This is a genomic window from Ornithinibacillus salinisoli (genome assembly GCF_042684965.1).
Taxonomy (GTDB): Bacteria; Bacillota; Bacilli; order Bacillales; family Amphibacillaceae; genus Ornithinibacillus; species Ornithinibacillus salinisoli.
This window is the reverse complement of record NZ_JBHUMI010000017.1, coordinates 210,481-230,238: the sequence shown is the minus strand read 5'-3', so window position 1 is coordinate 230,238 and position 19,758 is coordinate 210,481. Positions and strand designations below refer to the sequence as shown.

The 19,758-nt window shown below is 35.7% G+C and carries 19 protein-coding genes; 1 reads left to right on the top strand and 18 read right to left on the bottom strand.

Annotation, left to right across the window (positions count from 1 at the left end):
* The first annotated feature begins 82 nt into the window (after positions 1 to 82).
* The gene (locus ACFSTA_RS15090; RefSeq protein ID WP_377557618.1) at positions 83 to 916 is read left to right on the top strand and encodes a metallophosphoesterase; all 834 of its coding nucleotides are present in this window, start codon (positions 83 to 85) and stop codon (positions 914 to 916) included.
* On the opposite strand, the gene ACFSTA_RS15085 is transcribed toward ACFSTA_RS15090, so the two are convergent.
* The 18 genes from ACFSTA_RS15085 to flgL all read right to left on the bottom strand — a co-directional run bounded on the left by ACFSTA_RS15085 (position 913) and on the right by flgL (position 19,750).
* Positions 913 to 1,458, bottom strand: a complete 546-nt coding sequence (locus tag ACFSTA_RS15085) for a YkoP family protein (protein WP_377557617.1) — start codon at positions 1,456 to 1,458, stop codon at positions 913 to 915. The genes ACFSTA_RS15090 and ACFSTA_RS15085 overlap by 4 nt on opposite strands.
* Positions 1,459 to 1,799: 341 nt before the next feature.
* On the bottom strand, positions 1,800 to 2,978 hold the full coding sequence (locus ACFSTA_RS15080; RefSeq protein ID WP_377557616.1) for a PDZ domain-containing protein: 1,179 nt from the start codon (positions 2,976 to 2,978) through the stop codon (positions 1,800 to 1,802).
* Between the two features lie 149 nt (positions 2,979 to 3,127).
* On the bottom strand, positions 3,128 to 4,576 hold the full coding sequence (locus ACFSTA_RS15075) for a S41 family peptidase (RefSeq protein WP_377557614.1): 1,449 nt from the start codon (positions 4,574 to 4,576) through the stop codon (positions 3,128 to 3,130).
* Between the two features lie 209 nt (positions 4,577 to 4,785).
* Positions 4,786 to 6,126 carry a murein hydrolase activator EnvC family protein gene (locus tag ACFSTA_RS15070; RefSeq protein WP_377557613.1) on the bottom strand — a complete coding sequence of 447 codons (1,341 nt, stop codon included), beginning with the start codon at positions 6,124 to 6,126 and terminating at the stop codon, positions 4,786 to 4,788.
* Between the two features lie 43 nt (positions 6,127 to 6,169).
* The gene (gene ftsX, locus ACFSTA_RS15065; RefSeq protein ID WP_377557611.1) at positions 6,170 to 7,063 is read right to left on the bottom strand and encodes a permease-like cell division protein FtsX; all 894 of its coding nucleotides are present in this window, start codon (positions 7,061 to 7,063) and stop codon (positions 6,170 to 6,172) included.
* Positions 7,053 to 7,739 (bottom strand): cell division ATP-binding protein FtsE, encoded by a 687-nt coding sequence (gene ftsE / locus ACFSTA_RS15060; RefSeq protein WP_377557610.1) that lies wholly within the window; start codon positions 7,737 to 7,739, stop codon positions 7,053 to 7,055. Before ftsE ends, ftsX begins: the two co-directional genes overlap by 11 nt.
* A 280-nt stretch (positions 7,740 to 8,019) precedes the next feature.
* Complete coding sequence (gene cccB, locus ACFSTA_RS15055; RefSeq protein ID WP_377557608.1) at positions 8,020 to 8,349, bottom strand: cytochrome c551; 330 nt, start codon at positions 8,347 to 8,349, stop codon at positions 8,020 to 8,022.
* Between the two features lie 233 nt (positions 8,350 to 8,582).
* A protein-coding gene (gene prfB, locus ACFSTA_RS15050) for a peptide chain release factor 2 (RefSeq protein WP_377557607.1) occupies positions 8,583 to 9,681 on the bottom strand; the annotation gives its coding sequence in 2 pieces (ribosomal slippage) (positions 8,583 to 9,608 and positions 9,610 to 9,681; 1,098 coding nt in all).
* A 120-nt stretch (positions 9,682 to 9,801) separates the two neighbouring features.
* Positions 9,802 to 12,318 carry a preprotein translocase subunit SecA gene (gene secA / locus ACFSTA_RS15045; protein ID WP_377557606.1) on the bottom strand — a complete coding sequence of 839 codons (2,517 nt, stop codon included), beginning with the start codon at positions 12,316 to 12,318 and terminating at the stop codon, positions 9,802 to 9,804.
* 381 nt (positions 12,319 to 12,699) lie between these two features.
* A complete protein-coding gene (gene hpf, locus ACFSTA_RS15040) occupies positions 12,700 to 13,251 on the bottom strand; it encodes a ribosome hibernation-promoting factor, HPF/YfiA family (RefSeq protein WP_377557605.1) in 552 nt (183 codons plus the stop codon).
* 918 nt (positions 13,252 to 14,169) lie between these two features.
* Positions 14,170 to 14,523: a flagellar protein FliT gene (locus ACFSTA_RS15035; RefSeq protein ID WP_377557604.1), complete on the bottom strand. Its 354-nt coding sequence runs from the start codon at positions 14,521 to 14,523 to the stop codon at positions 14,170 to 14,172.
* The gene (gene fliS / locus ACFSTA_RS15030; protein WP_377557603.1) at positions 14,523 to 14,924 is read right to left on the bottom strand and encodes a flagellar export chaperone FliS; all 402 of its coding nucleotides are present in this window, start codon (positions 14,922 to 14,924) and stop codon (positions 14,523 to 14,525) included. Before fliS ends, ACFSTA_RS15035 begins: the two co-directional genes overlap by 1 nt.
* Before the next feature lie 32 nt (positions 14,925 to 14,956).
* Positions 14,957 to 16,510 carry a flagellar hook-associated protein 2 gene (locus tag ACFSTA_RS15025; RefSeq protein WP_377557602.1) on the bottom strand — a complete coding sequence of 518 codons (1,554 nt, stop codon included), beginning with the start codon at positions 16,508 to 16,510 and terminating at the stop codon, positions 14,957 to 14,959.
* Between the two features lie 15 nt (positions 16,511 to 16,525).
* On the bottom strand, positions 16,526 to 16,888 hold the full coding sequence (gene flaG / locus ACFSTA_RS15020; RefSeq protein ID WP_377557600.1) for a flagellar protein FlaG: 363 nt from the start codon (positions 16,886 to 16,888) through the stop codon (positions 16,526 to 16,528).
* 78 nt (positions 16,889 to 16,966) lie between these two features.
* Positions 16,967 to 17,191 carry a carbon storage regulator CsrA gene (gene csrA / locus ACFSTA_RS15015; RefSeq protein WP_377557599.1) on the bottom strand — a complete coding sequence of 75 codons (225 nt, stop codon included), beginning with the start codon at positions 17,189 to 17,191 and terminating at the stop codon, positions 16,967 to 16,969.
* 2 nt (positions 17,192 to 17,193) lie between these two features.
* On the bottom strand, positions 17,194 to 17,643 hold the full coding sequence (gene fliW, locus ACFSTA_RS15010; protein ID WP_377557598.1) for a flagellar assembly protein FliW: 450 nt from the start codon (positions 17,641 to 17,643) through the stop codon (positions 17,194 to 17,196).
* Positions 17,644 to 17,668: 25 nt separating this feature from the next.
* A complete protein-coding gene (locus ACFSTA_RS15005; protein ID WP_377557597.1) occupies positions 17,669 to 18,241 on the bottom strand; it encodes a DUF6470 family protein in 573 nt (190 codons plus the stop codon).
* Positions 18,242 to 18,868: 627 nt separating this feature from the next.
* On the bottom strand, positions 18,869 to 19,750 hold the full coding sequence (flgL, locus tag ACFSTA_RS15000; RefSeq protein ID WP_377557596.1) for a flagellar hook-associated protein FlgL: 882 nt from the start codon (positions 19,748 to 19,750) through the stop codon (positions 18,869 to 18,871).
* Positions 19,751 to 19,758 lie beyond the last annotated feature (8 nt).

Sequence of the window (19,758 nt, the reverse complement as noted above, 5' to 3'; positions counted from 1 at the left end):
TGCTATGCGAATTTCCTCCCTAGAATTTCCAATGATAACAAATAGTTAGCATGTTATAATCCTTGTTGGGGAGGAGTTAAATATGACAGCATATTTACTATACACATTACTTTTTATCCTATTAAGTTATCTCATATATAAAGCAAACCGAAATACAAAAGATATACGAATAAATAAAATTAAAATAGCATCACAACCAGCTTCATCTAGCCCATCTTTTTCCATTCTACAACTATCTGACTTGCATTTAGAAAACATCTCAATCACACCAGCCGAATTAGCCCGAAAAATAAAAAATGAAAAACCTGATCTGATCGCGTTAACCGGAGACTTCCTAGATCGTAAGCGAACAATCCCAAAATTAGTTCCCTATTTGGAAGTACTTCAACAATTAAAACCACCTTATGGGATTTACGCTGTTCTCGGTAATCATGATTATGTGTTAAAACATGATGATCTAAATAGACTTACAACGCTACTAACCGAGTATGATTGCCATGTATTACAAAATGCGAGTGAAACTATTGAGTTTGATGGTCAAAACATCAACATAATTGGAATAGATGATTACAGTACGAATCGTAGTAATCTGCCATTATCTTATCAACATGTGGAATCAGGCATGAATATCGTATTAACACATGACCCTAATGTTGTTCTAGAAATGAATGAATATCATTTTGATTATTTACTTGCAGGTCATTTTCATGGTGGACAAATATGCTATCCAAAGGCTTACCACCTTGTGAAAATGGGGAAACTTGCTCGAAAAAATATTGTTAAAGGATTGCATATGCATAATAACTCACCTTTTTATATTAGTGAGGGACTTGGACAAACCGGTATTAATATACGAGTCGGCAGCCGTCCAGAAATCACATTTCATGATGTCGCAATCCAATCCAAAAGTGCTTAATTTGGGGCTGCGTATCTTGTTACCAAATCAGTTTTGGACATAAACAAATATACTGGTTCACCTTGTTGCGATGTACTTGCCAATAAATTAATAGGTAAGAATGTCAGCTTTTTATAGGAACGATAATAACTATTTCGAATGGAGAATACTTCAAAACCTAAGTGATTAACCCCTTTGTGTAAAGTTGTTATTCCTATTATCCCTTTAATGTCTTCATTTTTAGGGTGATTTTTAACATAATGGGCTAATCTTGGTAGCGAACGTTTCACCATATGGTAAATAAATACAGCTCGCTTCATTTCACTTTTAATGGACTGAATATCATTTATTATCTTTACGTTGTGTAAATGAATTTTAATCAGAACATCATTTTTATGAATGACCGTACCATCCTGTAGAACAACGGAAGAACCTTTATATCGTGTAAGTCGTACCCGAAAAATCGTATTATGATGCTCATCTTCAGGAATATAGCGAAGACGTGTACAAGTGTAATAAATGGGATCTATCGTATTCCAGACACCTAGTAGATAACTTTTCATTTTCATGTTTCCTTTCAAACTATAATACAAGGTTAGTTTGTATTATAAGTGAGTAAATTATTTACAAATTAGAACAAAAAAAATCTGCAATTCATGAATTTGAGTTGGAGATTTTTTTGTTCTTGCTCTTGTGGCCGATGTTCGCGCTCTTGTGGCCGATGTTCGCGCTCTTGTGGCCGATGTTCGCGCTCTTGTGGCCGATGTTCGCGCTCTTGTGGCCGATGTTCGCGCTCTTGTGGCCGATGTTCGCGCTCTTGTGGCCGATGTTCGCGCTCTTGTGGCCGATGAAAAAAAACCGCTGAGCTTCGCCAGCGGTTTTTAGTCATGATGCATACTTTTTTCTACTTACCTTCACGATGTGGTCTTGATGTAAAGATAAGCCCTAATTCGTGGTGATCACCTTCATATATCGCACTTTGAACAAATCTAATTTCTCCTATATCATCAAGTAGTTCTAATTTAAAAAATGCGCCAGTTTCTTGTAAAGCCTCATAAAACTGCTGCTCTGTTTTTATTTTTTGACCATTAACTTTCGTAATAGTTTCTCCAACCAGAATCTCCAAGCGAGCTGCTGGAGACCCAGGGATAACGGATAACACTTGTAATCCACTATCGGATTGATGGAAATAAGGGCGCTTTTCGTTATCTTGTACTCGATGTCGATAATTAATAAATTCTCTTCCTAAAATAGCTACGATAACAGTTGCTATTGATAACCAAGAAACGAAAATACTACCAATTGCCATTGCTATCACGATAATTGCTAATAAAAAGACCGATTTAGCTATTTTCACCGCAGCTCGATGCGGTAGTGATCCCTTTACACTTTGTTCAAATCCAATAATAAAAGGAACCAATATTAAGCTATAGGTTTCTTCTCCGATAGAAAAATATGGCCAATAAGGAGCAAATGATGTAATAGTACCGGCTGGTATTAGCGTAAAGAATGGTATAATTGCTAATTTCTTAATAAAATGTTGACCGATCCATCCTCCTCTTTGCCCTAAAACTAAATTTGGAAATGTCTCATTTCGCTCTGTTTTACGCAACAATTGTGCCTCAACCAACAGAAAAAATCCAAGTAGAATCGTTAAAGCTGTAAAATTTGTATTTGAGAATAAGTCTTGCGAAAAATACGATTGGTTCTCCAAAAATATCGGCAAGAGTAATAGTAAAATATAACCGATACCGAATGTGTAACTAGCCGATAACAAACTAAATCGTAAGGATAGACTGAGTAAGATAGCAACCACACTTAGTAAGATTATAGTTTCGTATGCAAATACAAATCCAATACCTATTGTAACAAGGGAGATAAATATGCCTATCAAGATGGATAAGCCCCAAGTACCTTTCCATTCGGAGAACACATCAAAAACCTTCGATCCGAATTTTATCCTGTCTCGTTTCACTCGTCTATAGCCTACAAGCAAAACTAGGAATATAGACCAATATAATAAAGGGTTCAAAAATAATCTGCCCAATGCTTTTAACAATTCCATTAACCATGCTTCTAACAACTAGATCACCTTCCACAGCGCTGCATTTATATCTCAGCTGTTTCTATATCTTTATATATTCGCTGTTTATCGAATCTTTTCCTGCCTAAAAACGTTAAAACTTTATTAGACTAGAAAAATCCGCGAGCACTCTCACGGATTTTTCACCATTAATATAAAGCTTCTAATGCTTTATCTAATTGAACGTCGTCCTCGCCATTTCGGATTCGTTCAACAATTTGTAACTCAAGCAGACTTGCTGTTTCTTGATCTACCTCACCAGTAACAGGTAAGTCATTACTCTCCTGAAAATTAGTTACAGCATTTTCTGTTTCACTACTATAGTATCCATCCGTACGACCAGGTTCATAACCTAAACCATCTAACATCAATTGAACACTTTCGATTTTTGGATCTGACTGGTCATACACTAAAGGTTCTTCTATTTGAACCGGGTTAGAATAGAAATATTTAGGTTGTTCAACTTTTATTGTAGGTTCTACACCGTTTTCATGTATCCATGTTCCTTCGGGTGATAGCCATTTAAAAAATGTTAACTTAATTGTGCTACCATCCCCTAATGGAACTGCCTGCTGTACCGTACCTTTACCAAAAGAATTTGTACCAACAACATCATACCCTATCTCTTTCATGGCTACTGCAAGAATTTCCGATGCTGACGCACTTCCTTCATTCACTAGAACACTTATCGGGTATTCCTTTTTACTTTCTAGTTTTGAATGGTATGGCGTTCTATTCCCCTCACCATCTTCTATCTGTACGTATGGAGTCTCTTTTGGAATGAAGTTACTTAGTATTTCTTCAACAGAATTTAACAAACCACCTGGGTTACCTCGAACGTCAATGATAAGCCCTTCCATTCCTTCCTCTTCTAGAGCCTGCAATTGCTCTCCAAATTCAGTAGAAGTTTTCTCGGAGAAATTCGTGATTTCAATAATTCCTGTTTTCTTACCAGAAACAGTTTTCATTTCCGAATAAACAGTTTCTACTGGAATAGTATCGCGAACAATTGTTACGTCAAACGGTTCAGAAGCTCCTGAACGAGCTATTGTTAATACTACTTCTGTCCCTTTTTTACCACGAATTTTGGAAACTGCTTCATTAAGATCAAAGCCTCCTAGTGATTCACCATCTACTTCTAATACTTGATCATTTGGCCTTAATCCAGATCGTTCTGCAGGAGAATCTTTAATTGGAGCAACAATTGTGACAGTCCCATTAACCATGCTTACTTCTGCCCCTATACCTTCAAAGGAAGACTCAATCTGCTCATCAAATTGTTTCATCATTTCAATATCCATATATGTACTATAAGGATCTTCTAATGTTGTTAACATTCCCTGAATCGCACCTTCAATAAGTTGCTGATCCTCGATATCTTCTAAGTAATTCTGTTTTATAATATTAAATGCTTGAACTACTTTTGACATTTGCTCAGGAGGATTTAATTCACTTTCCTTTTCCTCTACATCAGTATCATCTTGAACAGATTCTGGGTCGTCTGAACTGGCAACTTGCACTCCGATATATGCTCCAGCAAAACCTAAAACCAATGCAGCAACCAAAATAAGTATAATATGCGGTAGTTTCAATTTCATATCTTCACCCCAAAAATTATGTTTAGTTACATTCTATGTATTATACAAAAGCATACCACTATATAAACGAGATGACTATGGATTTAACCTATATTACTGTAATTTTTATTGCAAAATCATCGTATAAATTGTTTTGAATCTCAAAATTTTTTCAATCATAATGTGAAAAAGACATCACATGTGTGACGTCTTTTTTCTTACAAGCTTACTTATGGTAAATAATCAAGTGGGTTCACTACATTTGAATTTGGTGGATAAAAACCAATCCAACCGCCTTTATGAATTTCGAAGTGCAAATGTGGCCCAGTTGATCTACCAGTACTTCCCATATACCCAATAAGATCACCCTGTTGAACAACTTGTCCAGCAGTTATAGTATAACTACTCATATGTGCATAAAGTGTCGTATAATCCACACCATTGATATGACTTGCGATAAGTACATGGTTACCATATGTACCGCTTTTATCTCCAGGCATAGCAACTCCTGATGCTGCAGCATAAATTGGTGTTCCAGATGGACCAGAAATATCAATTCCTAGATGAAAGCTTCTTTCATATGTGATCGGATCTACTCTATTCCCAAAATTCGAGGAACGGCTACCTGCAGCTGGCCAAATGAAGTCACCACTACCTGGATTGCTTTGTGATAGCTGTGACAATTCACTTTTTTCTTTTTCAGCTATTTCCCTAGCTTTTTGTACAGCTTGATTTTGTGCTTGTAGCATTGCCTGCTCATCTGCAAGAGTAAATTTATATTCCTCTAAATGCTCATGCTCCTCTTCCAATTGGGCCATCAATGTCTCTTTTTCAGCTATTTGCTGATCCAATTGACTTTGCAGTGCAACTAAATCTTGCTTTTGAGATTCGAGAGCAAGTTTCTTACCTTCTACTTCACCCTTCTTATCCTCAACTTCCGCTTTACTATCTTCAACTTCCGTTTTCTTGTTTTCAACCATTATTCGATCTTCTTTCAATGATTCCATAATAGCTTTATCTTGGTCCATCATAATATTTACTGCAGCCGTTCTACTAATAAAATCTGCAAAACTACTAGAACCTAATAATACTTCAAGGTATCTCATTGTTCCACCACTTTGTTGGATGGAGCGTAAACGATCCCTAAGGAGTTCCTCACGCTTTTCAATTTTTTCTTGTAATTTTTTTATTTCCTCTTTTAACTCTTCCATTTGAACTTTTAATTCTTCAATTTTATTCGTTAATTCATCGATCTCTTGGTTTGTACTTTGAATCTCATTTTCTTTTGCTTGAATAGATGCCTGTGTTGCATCCAGTTGCTTGTCAATGGATGCAATATCACTTTTCACCGTATCCTGTTTTTCTAGATTCTCTTCAATCTTATGTTCCGTTTCACTTTTCTCACTATCCAAATCACTTTGTTTTTCTTTCAATTCTAACTCTTCTTTTTCCAACTCTTTAATTTCTTCTTCCAATTCATCGACTGATTGTGCAGAGACTACATTCCAACTAATATTAGGTGCAGTTAACACCAAAACCAAAATAAATGTTAATGGTACAAATCTCTTCATCCCTCAATTCCCCTTTCAAGAAAAACAAGTCTTCCAAAAAACATTAAACTTTTAAGAACTTCCGGACACTCATCACACTTCCCCAAATACCAATTAGGGCTCCTATCCCTAAGATAATAAAGGAAAGCTGCCAAGCAAATGGGTTATATGGTAATAAATCAACAAAACCTATGGCACTAATTTCGCTAATACTAGATTCTAAGAATTTATATCCTACTAAAATACCAACAATAGGGATAATAGATCCTAATATACCTAGTAACATACCTTCGATAAAAAACGGCCATCTAATAAATCCATTGGTAGCTCCAACTAGCTTCATGATGCCAATTTCTTTACTACGTGCCATAATTGTAAGTTTAATCGTGTTGGAAATAAGGAATATAGCTGTTAAGACCAAACCAATGATTAAGGCTAACCCTATTGTTCTAGCATAATTATTAAATTTAAAGAGATTTTGAACAACCTCTTGACCAAAGTTTACCTGCTCAACATAATTCAAGTTTTTTATTTTTTCTGCTATAGCTTCTGTGTTTTGTGGGTCTTTTGCTTTAATGATGTAAGCATGATTTAATGGATTTTCTTGATCAAATAGTTGCCAAGTATCACTAGCTTCTCCCATGCCCTCAATTAAATTTTGTAATTCTTCATCTTTTGATGAGAATAAGACCGTTTCTACTTCTGAAATAGCACTAATTTCATCACGTAATTCTTTAATTTGATCATCATCAGCAGTTGTATCAATTAATGCTTTGATCACAACGTCATCTTCAATTTTTGATGCCATTTGGTTTAGATTTAGCATTAACGCTAAAAATGCGCCTACTAAAACTAACGTTACAGTTACTGCACCAGCAGAAGCGACTGTCATCCAACCATTCCGGAAAAGATTTTTTATGCTTTCACGAAGATGTCTTTTTACTGTTCTAGCTTTCATAGCCGTAATCACCCCGATGTTGGTCTCTTACAATTAATCCATCTTCAATTGCAATAACGCGTTTTTTTATTGTGTTAACAATTTCTTTTGAATGGGTAGCCATTAAAATTGTTGTACCCCTGGCATTGATTTCCTCAAATACACGCATTATTTCCCACGACGTATCTGGGTCTAGGTTACCAGTAGGCTCGTCCGCTATGACAATCTTCGGATGATTTACGATAGCACGAGCAATCGAAACACGTTGTTGTTCACCACCAGACAACTCATCTGGTAAAAATCGGGCTTTGTTTTTTAGGCCAACTAGTTCAAGTACATCCATGACTCGTTTACGGATGTTTCGTGGAGATTCTTCGATTACTTCTAAAGCAAAAGCTACGTTCTCATATACTGATAGTTTTGAAAGAAGTTTAAAGTCCTGGAAAATCACGCCGATATTTCGACGGAAATGTGGTATGCTTTTTTCTTTTAAATCACTTAAATCACTACTGTTTATAACAAGTTGTCCACGTGAAGGCTTTACTTCGCGATACATTAATTTAATAAATGTCGATTTTCCTGCACCACTTGGACCTACTATATATACAAATTCACCTTGATCTATATCTACAGATATACCGTTTAACGCAGTTACCCCGTTAGGATACGTTTTATATACATCCTTCATTAATATCATGTAAACTCACCTTTTTAATTTAGTCTGTTTTTACTATGCAGTTGGCATATTATATGTAAATAGGCCAATATAATTGTATTTCTATTATATTATATCATCTTTCAACAATTTTTTTAGACCCAAAATTATTACATTTATATTTCAAAGGGGAATTTTGGTCTATTTTTGTAAAATTCCGTAATAATTTGGGAAGAAATGTTCATTTTTACAGTTCACTTAAAGTGAAATTGAACAAATAAAAAAAGTTTGACCATAAGATCAAACTTTTTTAGGATAAAATTTATTTCTTTTCTGCTAACCAGTTTGCTAGAACTTCTGCATCTTCATTATTAACATTTTGAGGTTGCATGGTTCCAATTCCGTTATGGATAATATCAACAATCTCATCAGATGAATATTTGGAGCCAATCTCTCTTAAATCTTTCCCAACTCCACCGGAGAGGTCTGCACCATGACATGCAGCACAATTATTTTCATAAATCTCTTGTCCAGCAGCTGTTTCTGTTGTTTCACCATTGTCTCCATTATCTGTTGCATCATCATCCCCACCGCCACATGCACCGAGAACGAGTGCAGTTACGATAAGCATTGCAAATAACCATTTTTTCATGTTTAAATCCCCCTAACAAAGATTGGAATTATATTCTACATATTTATTATAACCAATATAAAATATAATAAAACCATATCCAATGCTGGATAAAAACCCAAAATGGCTATAAGTATTGTTGTACCAATGCTTTAGCAATTTGTGGCAATTTCATGACTTTGATTTTCTACTATGAATACTGTGTAAACGTTGTTATACTAATGGTTAACGTCTGCTTTAACTTGATAGAAATATTACATTTTTGATCGTAAATATGCATCAATAAATGGATCTAAATCTCCATCCATAACTCCTTGTGTATTCCCTACCTCAACATTTGTTCGGTGATCCTTAACCATAGAGTATGGGTGAAATACATAAGAACGAATTTGACTACCCCAACCAATTTCTTTTTGTTCCCCACGAATATCAGCTAATTCTTGTTGCTGCTTTTCAATTTCTAATTGATATAATTTCGCTTTTAACATCTTCATTGCTGCTTCTCTGTTTTTAATCTGTGATCGCTCATTTTGACAGGTAACAACCGAATTCGTAGGTAGATGGGTAATACGAACTGCAGAATCTGTTGTATTAACATGTTGACCACCAGCACCACTGGCACGATACGTATCTACTTTTATGTCTTCCGTTTTCACGTCAATATCCACATCATCTGATAACTCTGGCATTATCTCACAGGATGCAAATGATGTATGTCTCCGTCCAGAAGAATCGAAAGGAGATATTCGCACTAAACGGTGTACACCCTTTTCGGCTTTTAAATAACCATAGGCATTATGTCCCTTTATGAGCAACGTAACACTTTTCACTCCAGCTTCTTCACCTGGTAAATAATCTAACGTCTCTACGGAGAAGCCTTTGTTTTCAGCCCAACGTTGATACATGCGAAGGAGCATACTTGCCCAATCTTGAGATTCCGTTCCACCAGCACCTGGATGTAATTCCAAAATGGCATTATTCGCATCATACGGTTCACTTAATAATAACTGTAATTCAAAATCATTTATGTCCTTACGTAGAGCTATTGATTCTTCATTGAGTTCTACAAATAACTCCTCGTCATTTTCCTCTTTTACTAATTCATAGGAAACTTCTAAATCATCTAAACGGGCTGCAATTTCCTCGAATTTGTTCACATAGCTTTTCAAAACGTTCGCTTCATCAATTACTTTTTGAGCGTTGCTTTGATCATCCCAAAATCCTGGATCGGTCATTTCTAATTCTAATTCCTGTATTCGTGCATTTTTAGTATCTAAGTCAAAGAGACCCCCTAAATTCCGCTACACGCGTATTCATTTTATCCAATTCATTTCTAATTTCTACAAGTTCCATGACATTCACCTCAATAATTTTATAATGAATAAGTTTATATTTTCCTATCTGCCAATGAAAACACCCCCAAATAATTGGGAGTGTCCTCGCATTAAAATAGGTTTAATTAGTAATATAGTCTTATTTTCCGTGACAGTTTTTAAATTTCTTTCCGCTACCACAAGGACAAGGATCATTACGGCCGACATCTTGTTTCTTCACAAAAGGCTTCTTCGACTTTTTCTTATCTTCTTGATCACCAGAAACAGCTTGTGTATTTTTCACCACAGACTGACGTTGTAAATTATCGCGTATCTGAGCTTTCATCACGTATTTTGCAACTTCATCCTCAATGTTTGAAACCATTTCTTCAAACATCGAGAAACCTTCAATTTGATACTCACGTAATGGGTCATTCTGTCCATATGCACGAAGGTGGATTCCTTGACGTAATTGATCCATTTGGTCAATATGATCCATCCATTTTGTATCAACAGTACGTAGTAAGATAACTTTTTCGAACTCACGCATCTGTTCTTCAGAAAGTTCACTCTCTTTTTCATCATAACGTGCGCGTACCTTTTCCATAACTAGTTCGATTATCTCTTCTGGTTCTTTTCCTTTTAGATCTGCTTCTGAGATATCATCTTGATTTAATAAGTTACCGTAAATATATTCCAAAATTGCTTGAATATCCCATTTTTCCTCATCTTCATTCTGTGTATGTGTATCAATTACACGTTGTAAGGATGAATCAATCATATTCTCAATAATTTCTCGTAATTCATTTCCATCCGAATCAATTACTTCAAAACGCTGTTTATAAATAATTTCACGTTGTTCACGCAACACATCATCATAAGAAAGTACTGTTTTACGTGCATCAAAGTTGTTACCCTCCACCCGTTTTTGAGCTGATTCAACAGCACGCGAAACCATCTTGCTTTCTATTGGCTGTGAATCATCCATGCCAAGCCGTTCCATCATATTACGTAAATTATCAGAGCCAAATCGACGCATTAACTCATCTTCCATCGATAAATAGAATTGCGACAATCCAGGATCTCCCTGACGTCCCGAACGACCACGTAACTGGTTATCGATACGTCTTGACTCATGACGCTCTGTACCTATGACAGCTAAACCACCTAGCTCTTTAACACCTTCGCCAAGCTTAATGTCAGTCCCACGTCCAGCCATATTTGTTGCAATCGTTACTGCACCTTTTTGGCCAGCATTTTCTATAATTTCGGCTTCACGATAATGGTTTTTAGCATTTAGTACATTATGCTTTACGCCAGCTTTTTTCAAGAGCTGCGAAATAATTTCAGACGTTTCAACGGCAACTGTACCAACTAATACTGGTTGTCCTGCATCATGACGTTCCTTAATATAATTTACAGCCGCTCGAAACTTACCCTCCATTGACTTATAAATCATATCCGCTTTATCATCACGAACAATTGGCTGATTCGTTGGAATGGCAATAACGTCCATATTATAGATATTTCTAAATTCTTCTTCCTCCGTTTTTGCTGTACCTGTCATCCCAGATAACTTATTGTACATACGGAAAAAGTTCTGGAAAGTAATGGACGCTAATGTCATACTTTCATTTTGAATTTTCAACCCTTCTTTTGCCTCGATAGCTTGGTGAAGACCATCACTATAACGACGACCTTTCATCAAGCGTCCCGTAAACTGATCAACAATTACTACTTCATCCTCTTGCACAACATAATCGGTATCACGGTGCATAGACACATGTGCTTTTAATGCTTGATTTATATGGTGCGTTAAGGAAACATGCGTTAAATCAAATAAATTTTCAATGTTAAAATAACGTTCTGCTTTATTGATTCCTTCTTCAGTAAGTTGAACACCCTTTGTTTTTTCATCATAGGTGTAATCTTCTTCATGCTTTAAAGTAATCACAAATGAATTAGCTTGTTGATATAAAGATGCTGATTTTTGTGCTGAGCCGGAAATAATTAATGGTGTTCTCGCTTCATCAATTAAGATGGAGTCTACCTCATCAATTATGGCAAAGTTTAATGGGCGCTGTACCATTTGCTCTTTGTAAAGCACCATATTGTCTCGTAAATAATCGAAACCAAATTCATTATTTGTTCCATACGTAATATCGCAATAATACGCTTCTCTTTTTTCTTCTTTCGTTAAGCCATTACCGTTTAGTCCAACCGTTAAACCAAGGAACTGATATAGTTCTCCCATTTCTTTTGCATCGCGGTCAGCTAAGTATTCATTTACTGTAATTATATGGACACCCTGTCCAGAAATCGCATTTAGGTATGCCGGCATGGTAGAAGCTAATGTTTTACCTTCCCCTGTTTTCATTTCAGCAATATTTCCTTCGTGTAATGCAACAGCTCCAACTAATTGGACTGAAAATGGTCGCATTTGTAACACACGTTTGGAAGCCTCACGTACAACAGCATATGCTTCTACCAGCATGTCGTCTAGGCTTTCCCCATTGTTATAGCGATCCTTAAATTCTTCCGTTTTCTGCTTTAGTTGATCATCCGTTAGTTTTTCAATTTCAGGCTCTAATGCTTCTATTTGATCCACTACTTTTTGAATACGTTTTAAGTCTTTTTGATTTAAATCCCCAAAGATTTTTTTCAATAATCCTGCCATTCATGAACGCTCCTCATTAATAGAAAAACTTATCAAATATTCTATTATAACTGTTTAAATTCCTACTTTATTCATAATTTATAATAACACTACTTAATCGTATATGACAACAATTGCAGCATGATGCTATTAGGTATCTGTTATGATAAATGCTCTTTTCGATTCGTTTGTTGCTAAGTTGAAATAAAATGCGTAGTAACTGTAGCGTGAACCATTTATTAACCTTTTCTCCATTCAGGCTTTTATCCATGCTATGAGCGACCGAATGGCACTTTTTCTGAAGCGACCCACCATTTTAAATTACTTGGAATAAGTAACAATCTTCTATAAACAACCTAGAAAAAAGACGATCCCGTTATGTGGGATCGTCCTATTCTCTTATTAACCGTGTGGCTCAATCAATCCGTATCTTCCATCTTTTCTACGGTAAACAACATTAGTATCTCCTGAAACGGCATCTTTATAAACATAGAATGTATGTCCTAGCATATCCATTTGTAATATCGCTTCTTCAGAATCCATCGGTTTTAAATTAAATCGTTTTGTACGAACTATTTCCAATTCATCAGATTCCATCTCATTGTTTGCAATTTCTTTCTCAAGATCTGCAAAAACATGCTTTGGTGCTCCATTTTGACGGAATTTCCGATTTACTTTTGTTTTATATTTTCGAATTTGTCTTTCAAGTTTATCTACTACTAAGTCAATTGCGGCATAAAGATCTTTGTGCTGTACTTCTCCACGTAATAATAATTCTGTCATCGGGATCGTAACTTCTATCCGTTGTTCATCATTATAGACACTTAAATTTACATGTACATCAGATGTTGGTGCAGTATCAAAATATCTTTCGAGCTTACTAATCTTTTTTTCTACATAATCACGTATAGCTCCAGTCACCTCAATATTTTCACCACGAATGTTGAATTTCATAAAAGTGTCCTCCTTTATATCTTTATATATATATAATTCTATGTTACCCATTAAAAATCCTGCCTAAACTACGAATCTTTTTTTGGATTAATATAGTAGTTTCCTTGAAACACCTTATTTAAAAGGGTTTACAGCTAATAGCTTCACAAAAGGTTCAAATCTTAGTAGAACGTAAAAATAATCCATTAACATAACAGGCTCCGTTTTGCGTAACAAAATAATAAATGGAGATACAATTCAATTGAAACTGTATCCCCATTTATTATTGTTACCTCAAGTGCAAAACTTTACAAATTATATAAACCACATTTTCAGTTTATCTGTAAAAGAGTAAAACAATTTATTTTATAAGTATTCCTTTCACTCGTTTGCGTATGGTATTTTTTCAAGCCATCCATTTTCAATTACAATTGCCCTCCATTTTGATGAACCTTTCAATGCCCTCATGATAGCTGTCTCACATTGTCCAATTAAATCAGCTCTTAAACTCGTTATTAGTGCAGTACCATAATATGTAATTGCTACTGTCCTTAACCGTTGCTAATACATATTTATTGACACAAATAGACATTGTTGACTGATTATACTGTGCCAAAAAATTTGTAATCTCTGAAGATGTCAATCTGTTTTGATCACTATTCAACTTAATCCCTCCATAAAAAATAATCACTGTACCATTTTTCCCCAAAAATTATTTTTTATATAAAATTAATTCTTACACAATTATGTCAAGTGGTTTAAACTCACTGTACCGCTAATTGAACAAAGATACATCCTTATTTAAGATTTTAAAAATAATTACTGCCGGTTATTTTTAAATGCGAAAAGGAGTGCTAATTGAACTGCACTCCTTTTTATGATGGTTATTAAATTTTTAACTCCAAAAACCAAACCCGTTACCGTAACAGAAACTTTTCATTATTTCTTATGATCCATAAACATTCCGTCCATTGTTTGCACTTTGTCATATGGATTAACATAAGTTCGGTTTGATTTCTTTTGTTTTTTGGCTTGCTTCATTTCAACCTTTAACTCACTAAACAGCTTTTGCATTTTGGCCTCAATACTTTTATTTAATTGGACAAGCTTTTCACCCAGAACTTTTTCTTCCGATGTAAAAGGTGGTGAAACTTCATCCATATAACTCCCTCGCTTTTCCAATAAAGAAGTTATTTTTTCTATAATGGATTGCCGATTCTTAGCAGATACATCCTGGTCAAGTATGTCCTCAAGTTGTAATGTAATATGATGAACAGATTCTAGTCGATTCATTACACATGTGCACCTTGGGCAAATTTTTGTTGACGGGTTTTTATGATGACTTGCTTCCAAGTATCTCTAAACTCGGTAACAAAACCTAATACCTCTTCTAATATAGAAGCATCATTTTTTACATTCGCTTCTTTTAGTTGATAGTGCATGTACTCGTACAAAGGAAGTAACTGTTTTGAAATTTCTACATCTTGGTCCAATGTTAACATTAATTCTTGAATTATATTTTGCGCTTTTTGGATATTCGTATTTTTCGCTTCAAAATTATTCTCATGCAAATCTTTCATTGCTTGTTTAATAAATTTTATACAGCCATTGTATAGCATTAGTGTCAACTCGCCACTAGAAGCCGTATTCACTGAATTATTTTGATATGCTTGATACCCTTTATTTAGTGCCATTTTAATACTCCTTTGTCATTGTTTTCGGTGAATTACATTCCACCAAACTGTGACATTAATTGTGCTGATTGATTGTTCATTTGTGATATTGCTTTTTCCATAGCTGTAAACTGACTCCAATATCTATTTTCTACTCGAACCATGCGTTGCTCAAAGTCAGAGATACGTGTATTTAAATCTTTCATTCGTTTTCCAAGTGTGTAGTTATCGAGTGTGCTTGTAGGTCTTCCTGCCTTGTCCTCAAGCTGGCGCATTGTTGTTTCAACTGCATCCTCCAGACGGTTGACCAGCCCTCTGCTATCACCTTCAGCACTATTAGAGAATAGTTTTTGAACCGCTGCAGGATCATCTCGTAACGCATCTTTCAACTCTTTTTCATTAACGATCAATTTTCCCCCATCCATATAATTGGACGATGTTTTAATACCAACCTGTGTTAACGAAGTGAACTCTCCACCTGTGTCGACTTTGGAATACCAGCTTTGGCGCATGGAAAAGAGTCCACTTGACAGACTAGATTCTCCACGGAGAATACCACTTTTGGCACGTTCTTCCCATAACTCAATTTCTTTATCGGACATATCATCCTTTTGCTCTTGAGTTAGAGGTTTATAATCACGATATTTTTCTTCTTGCTGTGATCCATTAATCATTTCAACAATTTCATTATATTGATCGACGAATTTCATAATCGAATCGAAAGAAGTATCTACATCATTATTAACGGTAAGGTTAGCAGTACCTTCACTTTTAAAATTAAATGTTACACCATTTAATTTATAAGAGTTGTTCTTAGATTCTAGTTCCATAGCACCGTTATAAGTGAATTTCGCATCCTGTCCACCTTTTTCAAGTCGCTTCCACGCACCATCAACTTGTTCACCATTTTTGATTTGCAAAGTGTTTGTCAAGAATGCTGAATTTGTTTGACCATTAAAACCGATCTCTGCACCTAAATATTTGTCGGTATTATTATAGTTACCTGTTCTCGTGGTCTCCATAATAACCTTTTGCGAAGTATTGTCAAAAAATGCTCGAACATTATTGTCGTCATTTGTTATCCGTTTTAACACATCATTAAGGGAATCTTCTGCTTTAACATCAAACGAATGAGTTACTTCTTTTCCATTTTCATCAAATGTAACAAATTCAAAAGAACCAAAATCCACTCCGTTTTTAAACATGTGCTTTTGATCTTCCAATGATTTATTAGGGTCAAATTCAGTAGCATATTCAGGATCTATAATACCACTTTGACTAGAGTTAATAGCAGAACTAGCTAACTGTGTTACCTCAATATTATATGACCCATTTGATGTTCCGGGATCTGCTACCGCAGTTACTGCGTCTTCATTCGAAGAACTAACTTGTTTCGAATTATATGTTTCACTTAACTTCATACCTAGCATCATTTCATCAAAATCAAAAAGCTTTTGATAGACTTCACGGAAGCCATCACGCTTCCATTCTAACAGCGTACGGTCCTGTTCCATTTTTTGTAGTGGAATTCGCTCTGCTGACATTAGTTGATTAACCATTTGTTCGATGTCCATTCCCGAGGCAAGACCACCAACACGCATAACCATGTAAATACACTCCTTCTAAATCTTTTCGTCTATTAATAATCCCATAAATTCTGCCATTTTCGCATACATATCCAACATTTTCTTTGGAGGTATCTCTTTAATAACCTCATCAGTTAGTGGATTTACTACGGTTACATAGTATTCATTTAATTCCTCATGAAATTCAAATTTCAAATTTGTACGAAGAGGGTCCAAAAATTCATTCATTTGTTTTACTACGGTATCAACCTCTTTGGTGTTAACAACTTTTTCTTGTTGTAATACAAAATCTTTCTTATTTCCATCTTGCACTACAGGCATTTGATTCACAGTTGAGTTCTTGTTGTAATCACTGTTTGGCAAGGGTTGTGATATCATAGATCCGGAATCTAATCGCATTGCCCAAGCAACTCCTTAGTATTTTCTTTTTATATCGGATGAAACTTAACCAATGTTTAGAGAAATGCATTATTATCCTTATTCTTTATCCTGACTAAGTAGGTGTAGTAAATCAGTAGAAATATTCATCGCTTCATTGTTCTGATCTTTAATATCCACATAAATTTCCTTTCGGTAGATATCAATAGCCTTTGGAGCATCAATTCCTAATTTTATTTGATCTCCTTCAATAGCCAAAACCTTAATTTCTATATCTTCACCTAGTTGGATAGATTCATTTTTTTTACGCGTTAGGACAAGCATCATTATTCTCCTTTCCGGGTGGAAGGGTTGGATGGGGCAATGGAAGCTTTGGATGGATAATCTTCCAAGTTTAGTATGTACTGTTTACCATAGTTCTTTGTAAGATTAATAATAACTGGTGCTTTTAAGTTAATTGTGCTTGATTGGAAGGGTTCTTTTAATGTAACTATCGTAAGAACAACAACATCTTTTTCTTCCTGTATGTCAAGGCTTTCCAAGAGATTCGAGTCCAATTCAAATGTATAATCTTGATAAAAGTGATATGGATTAGTTACAATAAATGCCACATTTTTTGATGTCACAGATTGTAATACCTGAAAAATTGGATTACCAGGTAAGTCCAGTAAGACAAATTGATTTTCGTCAATAAAACCAGGTAGCCCTGACGGAAACTCAATTACATTACTCTCTATAATATCCATTTCACCTAAATACTTCGTTTCTATTTTCATCAACAATCACTCCTACATACTAGCTTTAATTCTTTTCTGGAAAAAGGTTAATAAAATCTATTTCTAGGTTTTGATATTGTTCCATACTTGTGGAAACAGTTCCAGGCTCATACTGAAGTTCAGGTGTATTAGCTTTCGCTTCAATAATCGGCTTATTCGTCTCTACATTAATTTCTACATCAGAAGGTTCATAATTTACTTTCACAGCAAAAGTTGAAGGCACAAATTTAATACCTAGCGATTTCATTGCTTTGTGTCCGTTTGCAACCGCTTGACTTACAATTGGATTTCCTCCATTCTCAATTTCCATCAACTCTCTACCTTGCTCAGCTCGACGACCCATACCCTCTATATGTCCACTATAACCATCTTGTGCAAACTTTTCATTTCGTCTGAAAATATGCATCAAATCCATATCTTCCCATGCTTGTGTTTGATCTATAGTCAGCTTGGAAGGGGTTTTCTTCATCGTTATCTCGGCATGTGGTTGTTGTATCGATAAGTCAGCTTTAGGCTGCGAAATTTCTTGTTTACCTGGTTGTTGATGAATTTGTATCTTCGCCATTTGTGACTCCATACGGATCTGTGGTAACCGCATACTGCTTCCTTCCTTTCGTCATGATTGTGAATAATAACAGCTGTTTTCTAAACGATTTATGCTTTTCTAAGTATGCATCTTGATGAGTAGTTTACATAAACTATGCATTAACAGCACAGCAACGTGATTTCCGCTTCGGGCAGTCGCTTTCCGCGGGCACGGCTTCAGCCTCCTCGCGGAAAACCACCGCTGCGGGGTCTTCAGACACGTGCTGTTCCCGCAGGAGTCGACTGCCCTACGCTCCAATCAATGAATACAGGACCGATCCTAGCAAAGGAAATACACGGAGACTCCTTGAAAAAGAAAACCACTTTTTATGCGTGCGATGTGTCGCTAACGTAGCGTTCCTTGGGACTACGATTACTCGCCCCACCGAAAACTTTTGTCCTGCGGGAGGAAAGGCATCGGTGAGACCCCACAGTGCGTAGCACGAGGAGGCTCACCAGCCGCCCGCGGAAAGCGAAGTGTATTTCCGAAGCGGTGTTGCGAGCGTTATATTAATTCACAATTTGTAATCAGAGCAATTTTTGATATGTTTCTGCACAGTTCACATCAATTTTGCAACAAACCATGCGAAAAGAACCATATTAATAAACCCTAACCCTTAAGTTGGGCCAGGGTCTATAATTATCTTAGAAAATCTAATAATGTTGGTTGAATAATTCTTGATCCAGCTGATAAAGCAGCACGATGCACACTTTCTTGTGTGATGAGGTTTGTGATTGCTTCTTCATAGTCTACATCTTCATTCTCTGACATCATCTTAGTCGCGATAACTTCTTGTTCAGCTAAACGATTTTCGACTAATTCTAATCGATTCATACGTGCCCCTAAATCAGCACGCGCATTGATAATGTTATTAATGTTACTATCTAATGTTTCAATACTTTGTTCAATAGCTTCCTGATCGTTATTTTCTAATGCATTTATAAAGCCATCAATATCCTGGAAGATATTATCATCTGTATTACCAAATACTTTTTCTGGGTTTATATTTGCTTGTAGCTTTGTACCGTTAGCAACTTCAATATTAACGATCTCTGTATTAAATTCTACGTCATTAGCATCGCCGTTTATTGGTGCCTGGTTCGTGGCAGAACCATTGAAAATATATTTTCCATTTACTTTCGTGTTGGCAATTTCTATTAAATGTTCTTTCAGTTGTTCCGCTTCTTCCATGATGTTTTTTCGTTCTTCGGGACCATACGTATCACTACTAGCTTGTACAGCTAATTCACGCAACTTTTGCACAGCTTGAGTTGCTTTATCTAGTGCAGCATCGGAATTATCCATCCAATTATGGACTTCATTTGTATTACGAAGAAATTGTTCCACTTCGATTAACTGACTCCGATAATTCATCCCCTTCATAGCAATCACTGGATCATCAGAAGGCTTGTTGATCTTTTTTCCTGTGCTTAATTGATCCATATATTTTCCTAAGTTGGAATAACTATTGGAAAGATTTTTTAACATATTATTAGAAAGCATACTTTGCGTTACTCGCATATTTCATA